Source organism: Limisphaera sp. 4302-co (assembly GCF_049537155.1).
In the GTDB taxonomy this organism is placed as follows: domain Bacteria; phylum Verrucomicrobiota; class Verrucomicrobiia; order Limisphaerales; family Limisphaeraceae; genus Limisphaera.
In genome coordinates this window covers 123,958-140,425 of record NZ_JBMVQZ010000011.1, presented here as the reverse complement: position 1 = coordinate 140,425, position 16,468 = coordinate 123,958, and the positions used below count along the sequence as shown (strand labels likewise).

15 protein-coding genes, 1 tRNA gene and 1 pseudogene are annotated in these 16,468 nt (G+C 66.2%); 9 read left to right on the top strand and 8 right to left on the bottom strand.

The features are described 5' to 3' along the window. Positions 1-71: 71 nt before the first annotated feature. The 5 genes from ACPDIX_RS11980 (at position 72) to ACPDIX_RS11960 (ending at position 2,717) form a co-directional block, all read left to right on the top strand. Positions 72-147 (top strand) — tRNA-Ala (locus ACPDIX_RS11980). 447 nt (positions 148-594) lie between these two features. Continuing rightward, on the top strand, positions 595-1,281 hold the full coding sequence (locus ACPDIX_RS11975; RefSeq protein WP_423432031.1) for a hypothetical protein: 687 nt from the start codon (positions 595-597) through the stop codon (positions 1,279-1,281). Beyond that, positions 1,278-1,520 (top strand): hypothetical protein, encoded by a 243-nt coding sequence (locus ACPDIX_RS11970; RefSeq protein ID WP_423432030.1) that lies wholly within the window; start codon positions 1,278-1,280, stop codon positions 1,518-1,520. Before ACPDIX_RS11975 ends, ACPDIX_RS11970 begins: the two co-directional genes overlap by 4 nt. A gap of 42 nt (positions 1,521-1,562) precedes the next feature. Next, positions 1,563-2,126, top strand: coding sequence for a hypothetical protein (locus ACPDIX_RS11965; RefSeq protein WP_423432029.1), 564 nt, complete (start codon positions 1,563-1,565; stop codon positions 2,124-2,126). A gap of 15 nt (positions 2,127-2,141) precedes the next feature. Further along, on the top strand, positions 2,142-2,717 hold the full coding sequence (locus ACPDIX_RS11960) for a methylated-DNA--[protein]-cysteine S-methyltransferase (protein ID WP_423432028.1): 576 nt from the start codon (positions 2,142-2,144) through the stop codon (positions 2,715-2,717). A 43-nt stretch (positions 2,718-2,760) separates the two neighbouring features. On the opposite strand, the gene aceE is transcribed toward ACPDIX_RS11960, so the two are convergent. Beyond that, the gene (gene aceE / locus ACPDIX_RS11955) at positions 2,761-5,451 is read right to left on the bottom strand and encodes a pyruvate dehydrogenase (acetyl-transferring), homodimeric type (protein ID WP_423432027.1); all 2,691 of its coding nucleotides are present in this window, start codon (positions 5,449-5,451) and stop codon (positions 2,761-2,763) included. A 135-nt stretch (positions 5,452-5,586) separates the two neighbouring features. Here aceE and ACPDIX_RS11950 point away from each other — a divergent pair, with 135 nt between their 5' ends. The 3 genes and pseudogenes from ACPDIX_RS11950 (at position 5,587) to ACPDIX_RS11940 (ending at position 9,398) form a co-directional block, all read left to right on the top strand. Next, on the top strand, positions 5,587-6,345 hold the full coding sequence (locus ACPDIX_RS11950; RefSeq protein WP_423432026.1) for a lipoate--protein ligase family protein: 759 nt from the start codon (positions 5,587-5,589) through the stop codon (positions 6,343-6,345). A 238-nt stretch (positions 6,346-6,583) separates the two neighbouring features. Further along, positions 6,584-6,976, top strand: a pseudogene (gene msrB, locus ACPDIX_RS11945) (peptide-methionine (R)-S-oxide reductase MsrB); the annotation flags it as partial. Between the two features lie 829 nt (positions 6,977-7,805). Further along, on the top strand, positions 7,806-9,398 hold the full coding sequence (locus ACPDIX_RS11940) for an MFS transporter (protein WP_423432025.1): 1,593 nt from the start codon (positions 7,806-7,808) through the stop codon (positions 9,396-9,398). Between the two features lie 115 nt (positions 9,399-9,513). Here ACPDIX_RS11940 and ACPDIX_RS11935 read toward each other — a convergent pair whose 3' ends face one another. The 6 genes from ACPDIX_RS11935 to larE all read right to left on the bottom strand — a co-directional run bounded on the left by ACPDIX_RS11935 (position 9,514) and on the right by larE (position 14,857). Then, complete coding sequence (locus ACPDIX_RS11935; protein ID WP_423432024.1) at positions 9,514-10,614, bottom strand: general secretion pathway protein GspK; 1,101 nt, start codon at positions 10,612-10,614, stop codon at positions 9,514-9,516. After that, positions 10,611-11,414, bottom strand: coding sequence for a PulJ/GspJ family protein (locus tag ACPDIX_RS11930; RefSeq protein ID WP_423432023.1), 804 nt, complete (start codon positions 11,412-11,414; stop codon positions 10,611-10,613). The genes ACPDIX_RS11935 and ACPDIX_RS11930 overlap by 4 nt, the downstream gene beginning before the upstream one ends. Further along, positions 11,414-11,848, bottom strand: coding sequence for a type IV pilus modification PilV family protein (locus ACPDIX_RS11925; protein ID WP_423432022.1), 435 nt, complete (start codon positions 11,846-11,848; stop codon positions 11,414-11,416). The genes ACPDIX_RS11930 and ACPDIX_RS11925 overlap by 1 nt, the downstream gene beginning before the upstream one ends. Then, a complete protein-coding gene (locus ACPDIX_RS11920; RefSeq protein WP_423432021.1) occupies positions 11,845-12,453 on the bottom strand; it encodes a pilus assembly FimT family protein in 609 nt (202 codons plus the stop codon). The genes ACPDIX_RS11925 and ACPDIX_RS11920 overlap by 4 nt, the downstream gene beginning before the upstream one ends. Then, positions 12,450-13,718 (bottom strand): type II secretion system F family protein, encoded by a 1,269-nt coding sequence (locus ACPDIX_RS11915; protein ID WP_423432020.1) that lies wholly within the window; start codon positions 13,716-13,718, stop codon positions 12,450-12,452. The genes ACPDIX_RS11920 and ACPDIX_RS11915 overlap by 4 nt, the downstream gene beginning before the upstream one ends. Positions 13,719-13,852: 134 nt before the next feature. Then, a complete protein-coding gene (gene larE, locus ACPDIX_RS11910) occupies positions 13,853-14,857 on the bottom strand; it encodes an ATP-dependent sacrificial sulfur transferase LarE (RefSeq protein ID WP_423432019.1) in 1,005 nt (334 codons plus the stop codon). Between the two features lie 82 nt (positions 14,858-14,939). Between larE and ACPDIX_RS11905 the strand changes: the two genes are divergently transcribed. Next, complete coding sequence (locus ACPDIX_RS11905; protein ID WP_423432018.1) at positions 14,940-15,581, top strand: NUDIX hydrolase; 642 nt, start codon at positions 14,940-14,942, stop codon at positions 15,579-15,581. Positions 15,582-15,604: 23 nt separating this feature from the next. Here ACPDIX_RS11905 and ACPDIX_RS11900 read toward each other — a convergent pair whose 3' ends face one another. After that, a complete protein-coding gene (locus tag ACPDIX_RS11900; RefSeq protein ID WP_423432017.1) occupies positions 15,605-16,387 on the bottom strand; it encodes an HAD family hydrolase in 783 nt (260 codons plus the stop codon). Positions 16,388-16,468: the final 81 nt, after the last annotated feature.

The window sequence follows — 16,468 nt, the reverse complement described above, 5'->3', positions numbered from 1 at the left end:
GCGCTGCTGTTTCTTACCGGACAAACCCTTTGACAAATCATGCGCCCGGGATAGATTGGGTCCTGACCGGTGGGGTCGTAGCTCAGTTGGTAGAGCACCACAATGGCATTGTGGGGGTCAGGGGTTCGAGTCCCCTCGGCTCCACCAAACTGTTTTTCCCTCTTGCCCTGCAGCCGCCGCGCGCCCGGTCGCACACCGGCATCTGATCGGGCTTTCTTTTCCCCGACGGCCGCCCGAGCGAGTCGCCGGAGCAACTCTTCGCTTCCCGTCACCAGGCCCGTGGCCGGGGATGGCGTTCTCCTCCCATCCTGGCCGAATCCGGTCCGGCCCGGACGGTTTCCTGGCACACGGAAAGCCCCTTTCGTCCGGCCATACCCACTCGGCGGCCGGACGCCGTGCCTTGAAAAGAAGGTCAGGAACCGCGGCGTGGGACTTCTCCCCACCCTTTTGCAGCCCCCGTCTACCGCGGACACCCCGGGTATTGAACGGGAGGGAAAGACCTCTCGCCGCCCCACGGAGCCGCGTTCAATCGTAAACCCGGCGCGACAGCGAGCGGCACTTTACGGGGCCGCGTCACCGGCCTACAGTCGGCTCATGCCTGCGGTATATGACGCTTCCGAGTTCGTGGATCCCGACAGCCACCAGGGGCGGACCGGGTCGGCAGCCGCCGGCCCCGGACGGGCAGGAACGTCGCGGATCCTCACCCGGGAGGAACTGGACTCGAAAGTCCTGGAGACCCAGCAGCGCCTGGCCGAGCTGAAACAGGTCCAGGAATCGCTCGAACGCGAACGTGCCGCGCTGGAGGAACTGCGCCGCCGCCAGGTCGAGCTCCAGACCGGTCGCGCAGAGATGCTGGAGCACCTGACGCGCGGGATCGCCCTTCTGGAAGAGGCAGAGCACGAAACCCGGTCCCAGGCCGAGCAGATGGCGCGAACCCTTGCTTCCTTCCGCGAGGCGCTCGAAAAGATCCGTTCCATCCGCGAGGAAACCTGGTCGCCGGAGAACCTTAACATGGAGCTGACCCGGGCCCTGACGGTCATCGAAAACGCGCGCATGGAATGGAACAGTGCCCGACTCAAATTCCCCCTGCTGAATCGCCCGGGCGGGGCAGCAGAAACCGCAGCCTCGGAAACTCCGGAGGTCCGGCCCTTTCGCTGGTGGGAAGGCGTGTCGTTCGGGCGGCTTTGTCTGCTGGGACTGGCATTGACATGGCCCGTGGCCCTGGTCGTTCTGGTCCTGGGCCTCCTGTGGGCGAGCCTGTCCTGGTGGGGACCAAGATGAGCGTGTCCCTGCGCAGCATGCCTCCCGGAGCGTCGGACACCGGCCGGCGCCTGCGCCACCTGCTGTTGGGTTGGATCCTCATGGCCGGTGGCGCGGCCATCATGTTGGAGGCTGCCCTGCCCTCGGCAAGCTGGCCGCGATCCGACCGGTTCCTGGCAGCCCAGGGCACGATCGGATTCGTCCTTCTGGCGGCGGGTTGTTTCCTCCGGCGCCTGGCCTTGAGAAGCCGCGGACCTTGACCCTAAAGTGGGGAGGCCACTCGCGGCAGGCAGGGCGACAGCATGGCATTCTGGCGAAAAAAGACCGATCCCTGGCGGGAACGCGAGCGGGCGCTCCGGGAACGGATCCGCTCGCTGGAGGAGGAAATCCGGCAGCTCGAGGCCCGGCTCCAGGTCCCGCGTGCGGCGTCCCGAACAGCATCTGCGCAGCCGCCCCTCTCGCGCCCGGGAGATTCCGCCGCCCCTGAATCCGGTTCAGCCCCGGGCGGCGAGCCGCTGGAGCGACGGCCTTCCACTTTGTCTGCCCGGGCGGACACACCTCCCACCGGACCGCAACCGGCTGCTGTTCCGGTGGAATCCCCCAGCCAAACGCCTCATCTCTACAACGAGTACGGCCAACGCAAGTACGATCTGCCCGGGCTGTGGCGGTCCCTGCGGGCGAAGTGGTCGGAGCCACCCCCGTCCGGCAGCTCCGAACTGGTGCGGCTGCTGGCTGCCGGTGGTGCACCCGAGCTGCGTCCGCTGCGGTACGAACGACGCATCGCCCGCAACCGTTTTCTGGCCCTGCTGGCCATGCTGATCCTGGTGGTTTTCGGCATTGCGTATGTTCTGATTCGCGCTCCGTAAGACGCGAAAAGTGCCATGCCCCGACCTCACCTCTCCCGCACCCGGACAGCCAGCGTCCCGATCCTTTTCGGCCCGCTGCCGGTGGAAACGGACGCAGGCTGTTTCTGGGCCTGGTATTCCGAAGCCGGATTGCGTGCCCTCACGTTTCCCAGGGACAAACCGGCGGCCACCCATGCCGTTTCACCCGCACCCCGGCTGATTCGCGCATGGCACCGGAGCACCGTTGCGGCTGTGCGGACGGCCCTGACCGGACGCGTGCCACGTCGTTTGCCGCCCCTGGACTGGGCCGGGCAAAGCGCGTTTCACCGGGCGGTGTGGCGCCAGCTGCTGCGAATCCCGCCCGGCCAGGTCCGGACCTACGGGCAGGTGGCGCGCGACCTGGGCCGGCCCGGGGCGGCACGGGCCGTGGGCCGTGCCTGTGCAGCGAACCCGATTCCCCTTCTGGTGCCGTGCCACCGCGTGGTGGCCTCCGGTGGCCGTCCCGGCGGTTTCAGCGCCGGTCTGGAGTGGAAACGCCGGTTGCTGGCAGGGGAGGGCGTGGAAATGCCCGAAGGCCGGCCGTCGCGTTGGCCCCCAAGGACGGTGTGGTAGTGTTCCTGAACCCGGCCGGGTCGTCGTCCGCGCGGGGGGCCGCTCAAACGATCTCCGGATGGGCCTTCTCCGGATCCACGTCCAGGTCCTTGATCGCCTGGGCCACCAGCGAGGGTTTGACCTTCCGTTGTTTGGCCAACGCCCACAACGTGGCGATGACGGTGCACTCGGCGTCCACCTCGAAAAACCGGCGCAGCCGCGGGCGGGTGTCGCTCCGGCCGAATCCGTCGGTGCCGAGCGTGGTCAGGCCGCCCGGAACCCACGGTGCAATCTGATCGGGCACCATCTTCATGTTGTCGGACACCGCAACGAACGGGCCCTGCTCCTTTTCGAGGAGCTCGACCACGTAAGGTTTCCGCGGCGGCTCGGTGGGATGAAGCATGTTCCACCGCTCGCAACGCAGCGCATCGTTGCGGAGGGACTTGTAACTGGTGGCGCTCCAGACGTCGGCGGACACCCCGTACCGTTCCGCCAGGATCTCCTGGGCGCGCAACGCGGATCGGATGATCGTGCCGCTGCCGAAGATGTGGGCCTTGAGCTTCAGACCCTCCGGCCCGGGCTTGTACTTGTACAGGCCGCGCAGGATGCCCTCCTCCACACCGGGCGGCATGGGCGGCATCGGCATGTTCTCGTTGTAAAGCGTGATGAAGTAGAACACATCCTGCTGGTCCACGTACATTCGCCGCAGCCCGTCGGAAACGATGATCGCCAGCTCGTAGGCGAAGGCAGGATCGTAGGCCAGCAGGGTCGGGATGGTGCTGGCCAACAGCAGGCTGTGGCCGTCCTGATGTTGCAGGCCCTCGCCGTTCAAGGTGGTCCGACCGTACGTGGCGCCCAGCAGGAATCCGCGGGCCCGGATGTCCCCGGCCAGCCACATCAGGTCCCCCACGCGCTGGAAACCGAACATGGAGTAGTAGATGTAGAACGGGATCATCGGCAGCCGCAGATTCGCGTACGAGGTCCCTGCCGCGATGAAAGACGACATCGCACCCGCCTCGGTGATGCCTTCCTCCAGGATCTGCCCGTCCTTCTTCTCCAGGTAGTAGAGCAGCGATTTCTTGTCCACGGGCTCGTAGAGCTGGCCTTTGGAGGAATAAATCCCCACCTCGCGGAAGAGGGCGTCCAGGCCGAAGGTGCGGGCCTCGTCGGGGATGATAGGCACGATCCGCTTGCCGATCTCCTTGTGCCGGAGCAGCAGGCTCAGCATGCGGACAAAGGCCATGGTGGAGGAAACCTCCAGATTGCCCGAGCCCTTGAAAAACTCCGCGAAATACTCGCGGCCCGGCACCGGCAGGGGTTGGGGGATCACCCGGCGCTGGGGCAGATATCCGCCCAATGCCCGGCGCCGCTCGTGCAAATAGCGCATCTCCGGACTGTCGTCCGGCGGCCGGTAAAAGGGCATCTCGGCGATCTCCTCGTCGCTGATGGGGATGCCGAACCGCGTCCGGAATTCGCGCAGTTCTTTTTCGTTGAGCTTCTTCTGCTGATGGGTGATGTTGCGCCCCTCACCGGCCTCACCCAGACCGTACCCCTTGATGGTCTTGGCCAGGATGACCGTCGGCTGACCCTTGTGCGCCCAGGCGGCCGCATAGGCGGCGTACACCTTCACCGGATCGTGCCCGCCCCGCATGAGCTTGCGGATCTGGTCGTCGGTCAAATGATTCACCAGCTCGAGCAGCTCCGGATATTTGCCGAAGAAGTGCTTCCGCGTGTAGCTGCCGGGTTCCACGGAATACTTCTGGTAGTCCCCGTCCACGGCCTCTTCCATGCGTTTGAGCAGCAGGCCGGACTTGTCAGCCGCCAACAACGGGTCCCAATCCGATCCCCAGATCACCTTGATGACGTTCCAGCCCGCCCCCGAGAACACCGCCTCCAGTTCCTGGATGATCTTCCCGTTGCCCCGCACCGGCCCGTCCAACCGCTGGAGATTGCAATTGACGACCCAGATCAGATTGTCCAGTTGCTCGCGCGACGCCAGCGTGATGGACCCCAGCGTCTCGGGCTCGTCGGTCTCCCCATCCCCCACGAAACACACCACCTTGGGTTCCTGTCCGGCGAACAGCCCCCGGTCCCGCAGGTACCGGATGAACCGCGCGGTGTAGATGGAGACGATTGGCCCCAGCCCCATGGAAACCGTGGGGAACTGCCAGAACTCGGGCATCAGATACGGGTGCGGATACGAGGACAGCCCGCCACCCGGCGCCAGTTCCTGCCGGAAATTGCGAAGCTGCGTCTCGGTAAGCCGCCCCTCCAAAAAGGCCCGCGCGTAGATCCCCGGCGCCGAATGACCCTGGAAAAAGACCAGGTCGCCGACGAAATCCTCCGTGGGTCCCCGCAGGAAATGGTTGAACGCCACCTCGTACAGGGTCGCGCTGGAGGCAAAGCTGGAGATGTGCCCGCCCACGTTGGTGCGCATGTTGGCCTGGACCACCATGGCCATCGCATTCCAACGCACGATGCTCTTGATCCGCCGTTCCAGCTCGCGATCGCCCGGAAACGCCGGCTGTTCTTCCGGCGGGATGGTGTTGATGTAGGGCGTGCTGACGGGGCGGAACCCGCCCTGCCCGGGCGGAATCAGCCGGCGGGTCAGGCTCTGAAGAAAGCGCCCGGCCACCTCGGGACCGTGCGGCTGCAGCGCCTTCTCCACCACGGTGTCCAACGACTCGTACCACTGCCGCGGCCGGCCTGCCGCAGCCACCGCAGATGCCACCTGAACTTTGTCTGGCGTTTTCACGTTCCGTGTTGCACTCCGTTGTCTCCCGCGCAGGCCGGGCGGAACCAAACCGCCGCCCGCCCCGTCGGGAGCCTGGAAAAACCAAGCCGAAAACGGCCCCGTTGTCAGGCACAAACGTAGCACACCCGAAGCCACGTGAAACATCTGGATTGGACACTCCACACGCCGGAGGCCAACCTGGCCGCCGACGAGGCCCTCCTGGACTGGTGCGAGGCCGGTGCCTCATCCGAGCCCGGCACCGAATACCTCCGTTTCTGGATGCCCGACCGCCCCTTCGTGGTGGTCGGCTACGGCCAGCAGGTCGAACGCGAGGTGGACCTCGCCGCCTGCCAACGGCTCGGCATCCCCGTGTTGCGCCGCTGTTCCGGCGGGGGAACCGTCCTCCAGGCACCCGGCTGCCTCAACTACACCCTCGTGCTGCGGATTGACCCCGCCGGACCGACCCGGTCGGTCACCACCACCAATCGCTTCGTGCTGCAACGCCACGCCACCGCCCTGGCCCGCGCCCTCGGCCTCGAACCCCACGCGATCCGGATCCAGGGCGACACCGATCTCACCCTCGACGGCCGCAAATTCTCCGGAAACGCCCAGCGCCGCCACCGCCGTTACCTGCTTTTCCACGGGACGTTCCTCCTTCACCTGCCCCTCGACCTGATGACCGCCGTGCTGAAAATGCCGTCGCGACAACCGGCCTATCGCCAGGGTCGTTCCCACGCCGATTTCCTCACCACCCTCCCGCTCTCCGAGACGGAGGTCCGCCGCGCCTTGTTGCACGCATGGTCAGCCGAACCATCCGCTTCTCCACCGCCCGCCGACGCCGTGTGGGAACTCGTCCGAACCCGATACGCACGGCCCGAGTGGACCTTCCGCACTGCCAGCCCGGGCACGACCTGAGTCGGCAACGGCTCCTGCCACCCCGGCGCCGGCCGCGGCCTCCAGCCCCGACCCGGTTTGACTTTCGAAGTTCCGAACGGAAATTGACTCCATGCAACGGCCCAAACCGGGACGAAACCAGGCAGGGGCGCCCGGCACCGGCGCGCTGGTGTTGCTCCTCGCGATCCATCTCTCCGCCCAGCCCGCCCCAACCGCGCCCCACACCCGACCGGCAACAAACCCATCCACACCACCGGCCATGAACTTCCCCATCCGCAAGACTGAAGACGAATGGCGCAAACTGCTCTCGCCCGAGCAATACCACGTGCTGCGTCAAAAGGGCACCGAGCGCCCCTTCTCCGGAGCCTACTGGAACCACAAGGAAAAGGGCGTGTACCGTTGCGCCGGCTGTGGCGCCCTCCTGTTCACCTCCGACACCAAATTCGATTCCGGCTGCGGCTGGCCCAGCTACTTCGCCCCTGCCTCGCAGGATGCCGTGGTCACCCAGCCCGATTACAGCCATGGGATGATCCGGACCGAGGTGCTCTGCGCCCGCTGCGGCGGGCACCTGGGCCATGTCTTCCCGGACGGCCCGCGGCCCACCGGCCTGCGTTACTGCATCAACTCCGCCGCCCTCAAGTTCGAGAAACAGTCCCCCTCACCGGCACCTTACGCCCCCACCCAAGCCCGCGGGGAAAAAGCCGGGCAAAACCCCGCACCACCCAAACCCTGACCGTTCCCGGCGGGGACGGACTGCCATCCGCGCCCTTCCGCCCCGGACGGCAGATTGAAAACGTCCTGCCCGGCGTTCTCCACAAAGCAACTCCGGGATCATACCGAACCGGCCAGCCCGTAGACGAAAGCCCGGTCACGCCAGTTTTCCAGCCCTACCCAAACGCCACCCCTCCGCTTTCCACACGGACCGGCCCGGCTGATCGCCGACGTCTACCGGAAGCACCGGGCCGGATTTGATCCCACGGCAGCGGCCGGTGCCCATGAATCCTTCCGGCAGCGTCCGGCGTTCGATCCGCGCCGCGTAAGGAGCCCAGTCAGACGCCTTTCCGAACATGATCACCGGGCACGGAGTTCCGCCGTCCCACCCGCACGGCCGATCCACGCGGCTGCCTGACCCGCAAACCGCCGCGCGCGGTGGCGGGCAACATCGGGACGCGCCAGCCGACAAACCTCCTCCGTGGGCACCCGGCTCCGCTCGCGCCCCAAATCCGCATCCATCCGCCCTGCCCCGCCTCAGGGGCAAATGACACTGCGGCCGCTCCCGCGGTCCTCCGCGCTTGTCCGGCGCCGGGGCCGTTGGCAAAGTCGCGGACCGTGGGGACGGCACGGAAACAGGTCCCGGTGGAAGCAAGCCGGCGCAGCGGACCTCCGGCCGGGGCACGGCCGGGTTCGTCCACCGCCCGACCGCTGCCGCGCGCCGGGTTGTTGCCGCGAAAACGCTTTGTCCATCCGGCACCGCTTTTATCATGAACCCTCGATCCTCCGAATCCTCAGCCCCAGAGCTGCGGGAAGCGCAGCATCCCGCGCCCGAAAACCCCCTGGCGGACGTGAAACAGCTCGGGATGTGGGCGGCCATCGCCAGTCTCGGGTACGTCTTCTGGGTCGTGGGCGCCATGGAGATGATCGAGCGCCTGGCGTTCTATGGTGTGCGTGCCGTTGCCACGTTGTACGCCACCCGGCCGCTCTCCGAGCACGGGCTGGGCGTGACCATGGCGACCTTCGGCACCCTCCTGATGACGTGGAACCTGGTGCAATCGCTGGTGCCGGTGTTCACCGGCGGATTGTCAGACCGCTACGGTTACAAACCCACGATCTTCCTTTCCACGGTCCTCAAATGCCTGGGCTACCTGATCATGGCCTGGTGGCAGACCTATGCCGGGTTCTTTGTCGGGGTGATGTTTCTGGCGGTGGGCACGGCAATCTTCAAACCCGGGATCCAGGGGACGCTCATCCGGGCCACCAACCGGCTGAACAGCAGCATGGCGTGGGGCATCTTCTACCAGACGGTCAACATCGGCGGATGGATCGGACCCCTGATCGCGCTGCACATGCGTGAGCACATGGGCTGGCAGTCGGTGTTCTACACCAACGCGGCCTTCATCTGCCTGAACTTCCTCCTGCTGTTGACCTATCGCGAACCGGGATTGGAAGAACGTCTGGCCCGGCGGGCCCGGATCCGTGCCGGGCTGGAACGGGAGGTCCCGCTGTGGAAGGAATCGCTGGCCGAGCTGCGCAAGCCACATTTGTCCGTCTATCTGGCCATCTTTTCAGTCTGGTGGCTGATGTTTCCGATGATCTGGGACGTGCTGCCACGCTATGTGGAGGACTGGGTGGACACCCGTCCGATGGTGACCTTCTTGTTCGGCCCCGACGGCACACAGAACGTCTTTGCGAGGTTCTTCCTGGGCATGGACGCCACCGGACAGCACATCCAGCCGGAGGGGATCGTCAACATCAACGCCGGCATGATCATGCTGACCTGTTTCCTCTTTGCCGGGCTGAGCGCCCGCATGCGCGCCACCGACAGTCTGCTGGCGGGCACGTTGCTGGTGGTGACGGCGCTGACCATGATCGGATTGACCCGGCACGTGGGCTGGGTGGTGTTGGGCATGGTCGTGTTCAGCATCGGTGAGATGTTGGCCAGCCCGAAGTACAGCGAGTTTCTGGGCAACGTGGCGCCGCCGGACAAGAAGGCCATGTGGATCGGTTTTTCGCAGGCGCCCATCCTCGTCGGCTGGACGATCGAGGGCAAGCTGGGCCCGCTGCTGTACCACTACTTTTCCGACAAGGATCAACTGGCGCGGCGCACCCTGGTGGAGGCCATGGGCTGGTCACCGGAGGCCGTCACGGAGAAGGCCCTGCCGGTCGGGGAAGCGTTTCGGAAACTGGTGGAGGTGACGGGCCAGAGCCCGGATGCACTCACGCGCGAGCTGGCCGCGGCCTACAACGTGGGGCTGACCTGGTACGTGTTTGCCGGGATCGGCTTGTTGGCGGCCGTGATGATCTACTTCTACGGCCGCTGGATTCGGGAGCTGGCTCGCCGGCCGATGCAGCCCTGATCCCGGGCCACGCACGACCCACACCTCTGCACAACCGGGGAAACCGGCCCGCGCATTCCGGCAGCGGGGTGGGAGGATCCGAGCCTGAGTCCCCGGTCCGCCACCCGGCAGGCCGTCATTTCCAGTAGAAACTGAGGATCGGGATGTCCCTCGGAGAGTTGCGGCCCAGGATGGCCACGAAGGTCCGGTGCACGCCGTTGACCTCGGCTTCCACGGTGACTTCGAAGGTGCGGCTGCGCTGGTCCAGGTAACGGACCGCGGCGGTGGCCTCCGCGGGCGTGAGACCGGCACTGACCAGCATGTCGAGCAGCGAAAGCCCGGGACTGCCGGCGGGCGTGTCGTCCTCGGTACCCTCCAGGCCATCGTAACCCGCGCGCAGCATGACGATGCGCGAGGCCCGACCCTCGTCAATGAACGGCACCAGTTGAAGCGAGCTGACCGGTGCGGTGTTGATGTTGAGTTTGCCCGAGGAAATCGTGGTGAAGAGGTCCACGAGTCCCACCGGCGGTGTCACCACGGAGCTGACCACGCCGAGCGACTCCGCCCGCGGAAGATAACGGCCCGCAACCGCGTTGGTGGCTGCCGGTCCCCAGTAAAGTTCCGGGGTGATCCCGCGCACCATCAACAGCTCGGAGAGATCTTCCATGGGCCGGTTCTTGGCATGGTAGGGCGGATCCAGGGTCTGATAGTAGTCGCTCTCGGCGCCGCTGAGGTGCGTGTCATCATCGGGATCCACCCAGTCCAAAATGGCGCTGACCAGCGAGGGAAACTCGCCGGGGTCGACCCCCATGAGGATGAAGGCATGCTGCAGGATCAGCTCGTCGGCCACGTTGATGTTGAATTTGCGTTCCAGATCCACGATCCGCACGCTGATCCGCCCCGAGCCGAGCTGGATATCGGTCAATTGCAGTCCGGCCAACGGACTGTTGGAGGTGCAGAGGCCTCCCCGTCCACCAGCCCACACCTGGTTGAGCGCGTCGTACGGTTCACAGCCCAGGGCCAGCTGCTCGCCCAGCACGTAACGGGCCAGTTCCACACCGGACCGACCCAGCCAGAGCAGCTCCGATTCGGCCTGGGCGTTGCGTGCCAGTTTGGTCTCCACCCGCATCGAATAGGCGAATCCGCCGGCCAGGATGGACAGGACCAGCACGGTGATCATCACGATGATCAACGCAATGCCCTCGCATGGGCGCCGGAATGCGGGCCGCGGCTTCATGGTTGACCTCCGGGAAGGCCGGGCGCCGGACCCGGGACCACGGGGTTGGGCGAAGGAATCACGGGCGGCTGCCCCGGAGCGCCCGGCAGGACCTGCTGTTGGCCGGGCACACCCGGCACGCCCACGCGCGGCATTTGGTACTGCGGCGGCAGCCCCCGGCTCGGGACGGCCACCACGCGGCTGACCTCCCGTTCCTCCCGACTGCTGGAGCGGCCGGGGGGCGTCAGGCGCAGCTTCAACAACACCAGGGCCGGCAACTGATTCGTCTGAAGCCATTCCTCGGTCCAGTCACCGGCCTGCAAATCCCAGAACGCAAGGTCCAATCCACGCACGCCACGGGCCAGAATCAGCGGATGATTCTCCTCATCCTCGTCCAGGTCCCGAACCAGCGGGTGTTGACGCAACGTCAGCACCCGGTCGTTGTCCGGGCCGGGTTCGACCCGAAAGATCACGCGCCGTACCGCCAGGTCGCCAAACCGGCCGCTGCGGGGGAAGGACGGCGGCAAGCGCGCCACGAAACTGAGCAGTGCCTCGTCACCGCCCCGGGCAACGAACCCGTAGTACTCGGCATTCAGCACGGACATTTGAGCCGTGGTCAGCGCGTCCTCAAGCGTCCGAAGGGCCATGCGGGAACGCTGGGCCTGAGCGGCGGCGTCCAAACCCACCTTGGAAGCCCTCAGAATCGCCGTCCAACTCGAGTAGATGGCCGCCACCACGAGACTCAGGATCGCCACAGCCAGCATCGCCTCCACCAGCGTGAAGGCGCGGGCGTTTCGATGTGGATTGCGCGGCTCGATCATCAGCGTCGGGGTGGAGCGGGTGTGCCCACGGGGTTCTGGCCCTGGAACAACAACACGCTCATGGTGGATACGCGGCCACCCGGGCCCTGGCGCGGCCGGACCACCATGTCCACGCGCACCAGACCGTTCGTGATGGGAATGACTTCGAAATCATATTGCTCGTCCGGGAAGAGGTCGCCGAAATCACCCGAGTACAGTCCCCCGTCCAGGCGATTGGAAACAGTGAGAAACGCCGCCAGCAGACCTGCGTCCACGCGCTCCTGTTGGAGTGCCCGGGCATTCCGGAGCGAGCTGGAGACCAGGGCCAGGATGGCAAACACGGCCATGAAAAACATGGCCATGGCCAGCATCACCTCGATGAGGGTAAACGCACCGGACCGGCGGCGTGCCGGGCCGGACAGGACCGGTCCAGTGTTGAGGGAAGCCGGAGTCATCGGGGGCCCAGGGTTTCCACATGCGCCAGCGCCGTGGTCACCTCCAACGAGATTTTGCGGTACTCGTTGCGATCCGAACGCAGCACCAGCGTCAGCTCGTCGCAGGTCCCGTTGGGAAAGAACCGCACCCGCGCCAGCTCGGCGTCTTTGAATTCCACGAAGTTCACGTCCACCATTTCGAGGGTCACCGCCTCCGGCAGGCGCGCCCGGAGCCCCGACCGCGCCTCGTCCTCCGGGCTCGCAGGCAGCCGGGCAGCGGAAACCGGCGGGGGTTCACCCGCCTCCGCTTCCGCAGCCGCCCCGGCCACGAACAGGAGCTTTTCCTGCGGCCGGATCCAGAGTTCCACCGGTCGCCCGCCAAGAATGGCCCGCGCGCGCGCAGTGCTGCACACCTCCACCACGTCGGCCACGGCCTGCCGGAGATCGGCCTTGCGCCGCAGTTGCGAGAAGGCCGGAATGCTCATCGTCATCACGATCCCCACGATGGCCACAACGATCATGATCTCGATGAGCGTCCAACCGGCCCGCCGCAAGCAGACGGCCCGGCCCGGTCCGGCCGCGCCAACCGGGCCATCGTGAACGGTACGGTCGAAACAGGATCTCACCGCGCGATGTTGGAGGTGATGGCGAACATCGCCGAAAGCACGCTGAGCAACAGAAACCCGACACCCACGGCCATGACGATGATCATGACCGGCTCGATCATGTTGGTCATGACCCGCAGGGCCAGCGTCAGCTCGTTTTCGTACGTGTCCGCCAGGTTGCGCAAGGCGCCCGGCACATCGCCGGTTTCCTCGCCGATCTTCACCAAATCCACCATCAACTGCGGGAACAACCGGCTGCGCGCCAGCGGCTGGGCAAGGCTCTTGCCGTCGGTGACGTCCTCGCGCGCGCGGGCGATCGCCTCTTTGACCAACCGGTTGGGGATGACCTGTTCGGTGATCTTCAGCGCGGTCAACACCGGCACCCCGTTCTCCAGCAGCGTGGACAAGGTACGGGCAAAAGTGGCGAAAAGATGCAGCCGGATCACCTTCCCAAAAAGGGGGGCATTCAGCTTCCACTGATCAATCCGGCGCCGCCCCTCCTCGGTGGCCTGGAACCGCTTGAACACGACCCACACCGCCGCCACCACCAGCAGGATCAACCACCAGTAACCCGACAAGAAATGGCTGATCCCCACCAACAACTGCGTCATCCACGGCAGCTCGACCTGCATGCCCTCGAACATGGTCAGAAACTTCGGCAGCATGTAGGTCATGAAGAAGGCCATGATCGCCACCCCCACCAGCGCGACAAACGCGGGGTACACCAGTGCGGAGCTGAACCGGGCCTGCACCTGGGCAAATCGTTCGAAATGTTCCGCCATCCGGCGCAGCACCTCCACCAGCGCACCGCTCTGTTCACCGGCCCGGACCATGTTCACATAAAGATCCGAAAAAATGGCCGGCTGCTTCGCCATGGCATCGGAGAGGCTGCGCCCCTCCATCACCTCCTGCCGGAGTTGACGCGCCACTTCGGCCGGGATGCCGCGGCTCTCCAAATGCGTCATGCTGTGAAGCGCCACCGTGAGAGGCATGCCCGCCTGAAGAAGGTTCGCCAGTTGCTGCGTAAAGGTGGCCAGTTCCTGGAGCTTCGGTTTCCGGGGACGGCTCCGCCACGCCTGCCAGCTGCTCGGCACGAAACCACGCCGGATGGCTGCCGACTCGGCGACGCGACCGCCTGCGCCGCCGCCCTTGGCGGCATCCACCGCCACCGGGAAAAGCCCCAAACGCTCCAGTTGAGCCAGGACCGCCGTGCGGTCCGGCCCCTCCAACACGCCCTCCACCAATTCGCCGGTGCGGCGACGCGCCCTGTAAGCAAACTGCGGCATTCCTACGTAGATCGAATCACCAAACGCCGGGAAAAGTTGCGCCAGACGGTCTCACGCACCTCCCCAAACCCGGGAAGTCGCCCCGGCTCCGTTCCGTGTCCGCCGGTTCCACGCCGGGGGGCCCCGAAGGCCCTTCAGCCCGGCCGAACCCCGCCATCCGGATGGTCCGGCCTGAGCACGGCCTCGTTCAAACTCCCGCGCCGGTACCCCAGCAGATCCACCGTGACGTGCTGGTATCCCAGCGCCTTGAGGGCTTCGGCAACCTTGAGCGCCGTGCCATTGGCCAGCAGGGCGGGCAGTTCATCCGTCCCCACCTCGATCCGGGCCAGCGCCGGACCGGCGCCGCGGGTGGTTTCCCCGGGCGGACCCTTTCCGTCGCCTGTGACGGGGACAGCTGGACGGGGCAGTTCGTGGTGGCGCACCCGCACGTCACGGAAGCCCATCTGCCGGAGCACACCTTCCGCGGCTTCGATCATCCGAAGCTTTTCCACGGTCACCGGTTCTCCATATGGGATGCGCGAACTCAAACAGGCCATCTGCGGTTTGTCGGCCGTGGGCAGGCCCATGGCAGCCGACAACGCGCGGATTTCGGCCTTCGTCAGCCCCACCTCCTTGAGCGGGGCCCGCACCTGATGCTCGGCAGCGGCCCGCGCCCCCGGGCGCCAATCCCCGACGTCGCTGGCGTTCTCCCCGTAAACGATGACGGCAAACCCCCCGGCTCGCGCCAACGGGACCAGCACATCAAACAGCTCCGTCTTGCAAAAGTAGCAACGGTCCACAGGGTTGGCCAGATACCGTGGATTCTCAAACTCGTGCGTGCCGACCACCCGCACCGGGAACCCGAATCGCCGGCCCAATTCCAGGGCCTCCGCCAGCTCCCGCCGGGGCAGGCTCGGCGAATCGGCAATGACCGCCAGCGCACGATCCCCCAGGGTCTGGTGCGCCACGACCGCCAGGAACACCGAGTCCACGCCGCCCGAGTAGGCAACCAGGCAGGATCCGTACTCGCGCAACCGCGCGCGCAGGGCTTCTAGTTTCTCCGCCGACACGAGCGAAAAATGGCACCAGTCCGGCACGCTGTCGAGTCGTTGCCCGTCCCCCCAGCCCGGCGCATTGGAAATCCCACCACCCCCGGGCATCGTCCGACCCGGACCGGGGCAAGAAAAGCCCGGCGCCCCACGCAGCCTTGCCCCACCCCGGAACCGCCGACATGCTGACTCCATGACGAAACCATCCCGGTCGTGCGAACCGCCGTTGTTGCGGGTGGCCCGCCGCATCCAGGCCCTGGCCCAAACCGGTCTCGCTTACACCGAAGGACCTTACGACCGCGAACGCTACACCGAGCTGCTGGATCTGGCGGCGCAATTGATGACACTGCAGTCGGACACCCCCCTGCCCGTCATCCGCGACCTGTTCGCCCGCCAGACCGGTTATGCCACCCCGAAAGTGGACGTACGAGCAGCGGTGATCCACGGCGGCCAGATCCTGCTCGTACAGGAGGAGGAAGACGGTTTGTGGACCCTTCCCGGCGGATGGGCCGACGTCAATGACGCCCCCAGCCAGGCGGTCCGACGGGAGGTACGCGAAGAAGCGGGCCTGGATGTGCGGGTGACCAAACTGGCGATGGTGTTGGACCGGTCCCTTCATCCCCATGTGCCGCCGTTCCCGTTTCACATCTACAAGCTGTTTTTTCTGTGCGAACCGGTCGGCGGCAGCTGCCAGCCCGGCACAGGCATCCGGCAGGTCTCGTTCTTCCCCCGGTCCGACCTGCCCCCTCTCTCGCTTACCCGGGTGTTGCCCGGCCAGATCCAGCGCCTGTTCGAGCACGCCCTGCGACCGGAACTACCAACGGATTTCGACTGACCCGACCGCACCTCGCGGAAGCCTCACCGCCCGCGGCCGTCCAACCGTTCCAGGGCTTCCATCACGCCCTCGCCGTAAGGACGACCTGCCACGTATCCGCCGGCCCGGCGCACCGCCTCCTGCACGGGTGCCACGGCGTTGGCCGGCGCCGCCACATGCAGCGCCACATCGGTCCGGAGCATCGGCAGGTCGTTGAAATGATCCCCCGCCGCAAACACCCGGTCCGGACCCAGCCCCAGCCGCCGGGCCACGGCACTCAATGCCGTGCCCTTGTTGTACGCCACGTGGCCGAACCGCGCGTACACGTCATTCCGCACGTAGTCCAGGCCCGGAACCCGCCGGCACAACTCCCGGGCACGCGCCTCGATCGCGTCGGCATCCCGGGCATTCGCAGCCACCACGCAAAACGGCGACCACACGTCCGCGTAGACCGTGGCAGGAAAGCGTTCCTCCACCCAGGCAGCCAACTCGGGCACGTGCGGTCGGACCTTTTCGAAAACCTCGTTGTGCGCCCGGTGACAGGCCCGATTCCACTCCTCCCATTCCACGTAACCGCCGTGTTCGCGAACGTAAATCTCCCGCTCCACCAGCACCAAGTAATCCGGCCAGACCGGGGACCCCGCCCGGGCAAGCGTCTCCAGCAACGAGGAGAGATCCCGCCCCGTGTTGATGATCCACCGGCCCCCGGCCTGCTGGAACCGCTCGATCCATTGCAGGAACCTCGGCGACATGGGCGGCTGTTCGAACTCGGCAAAAATCGTGCCGTCAAAGTCCGTTGCCACCAACGCCACACCGCTGTTCTTCATCCCTTCTCAACTTCCATGGTCGGCGGACGACCGTTCGACACGCTCCCGATCCCCGGCCGCGGTCGGCCGATCCGCACCAGA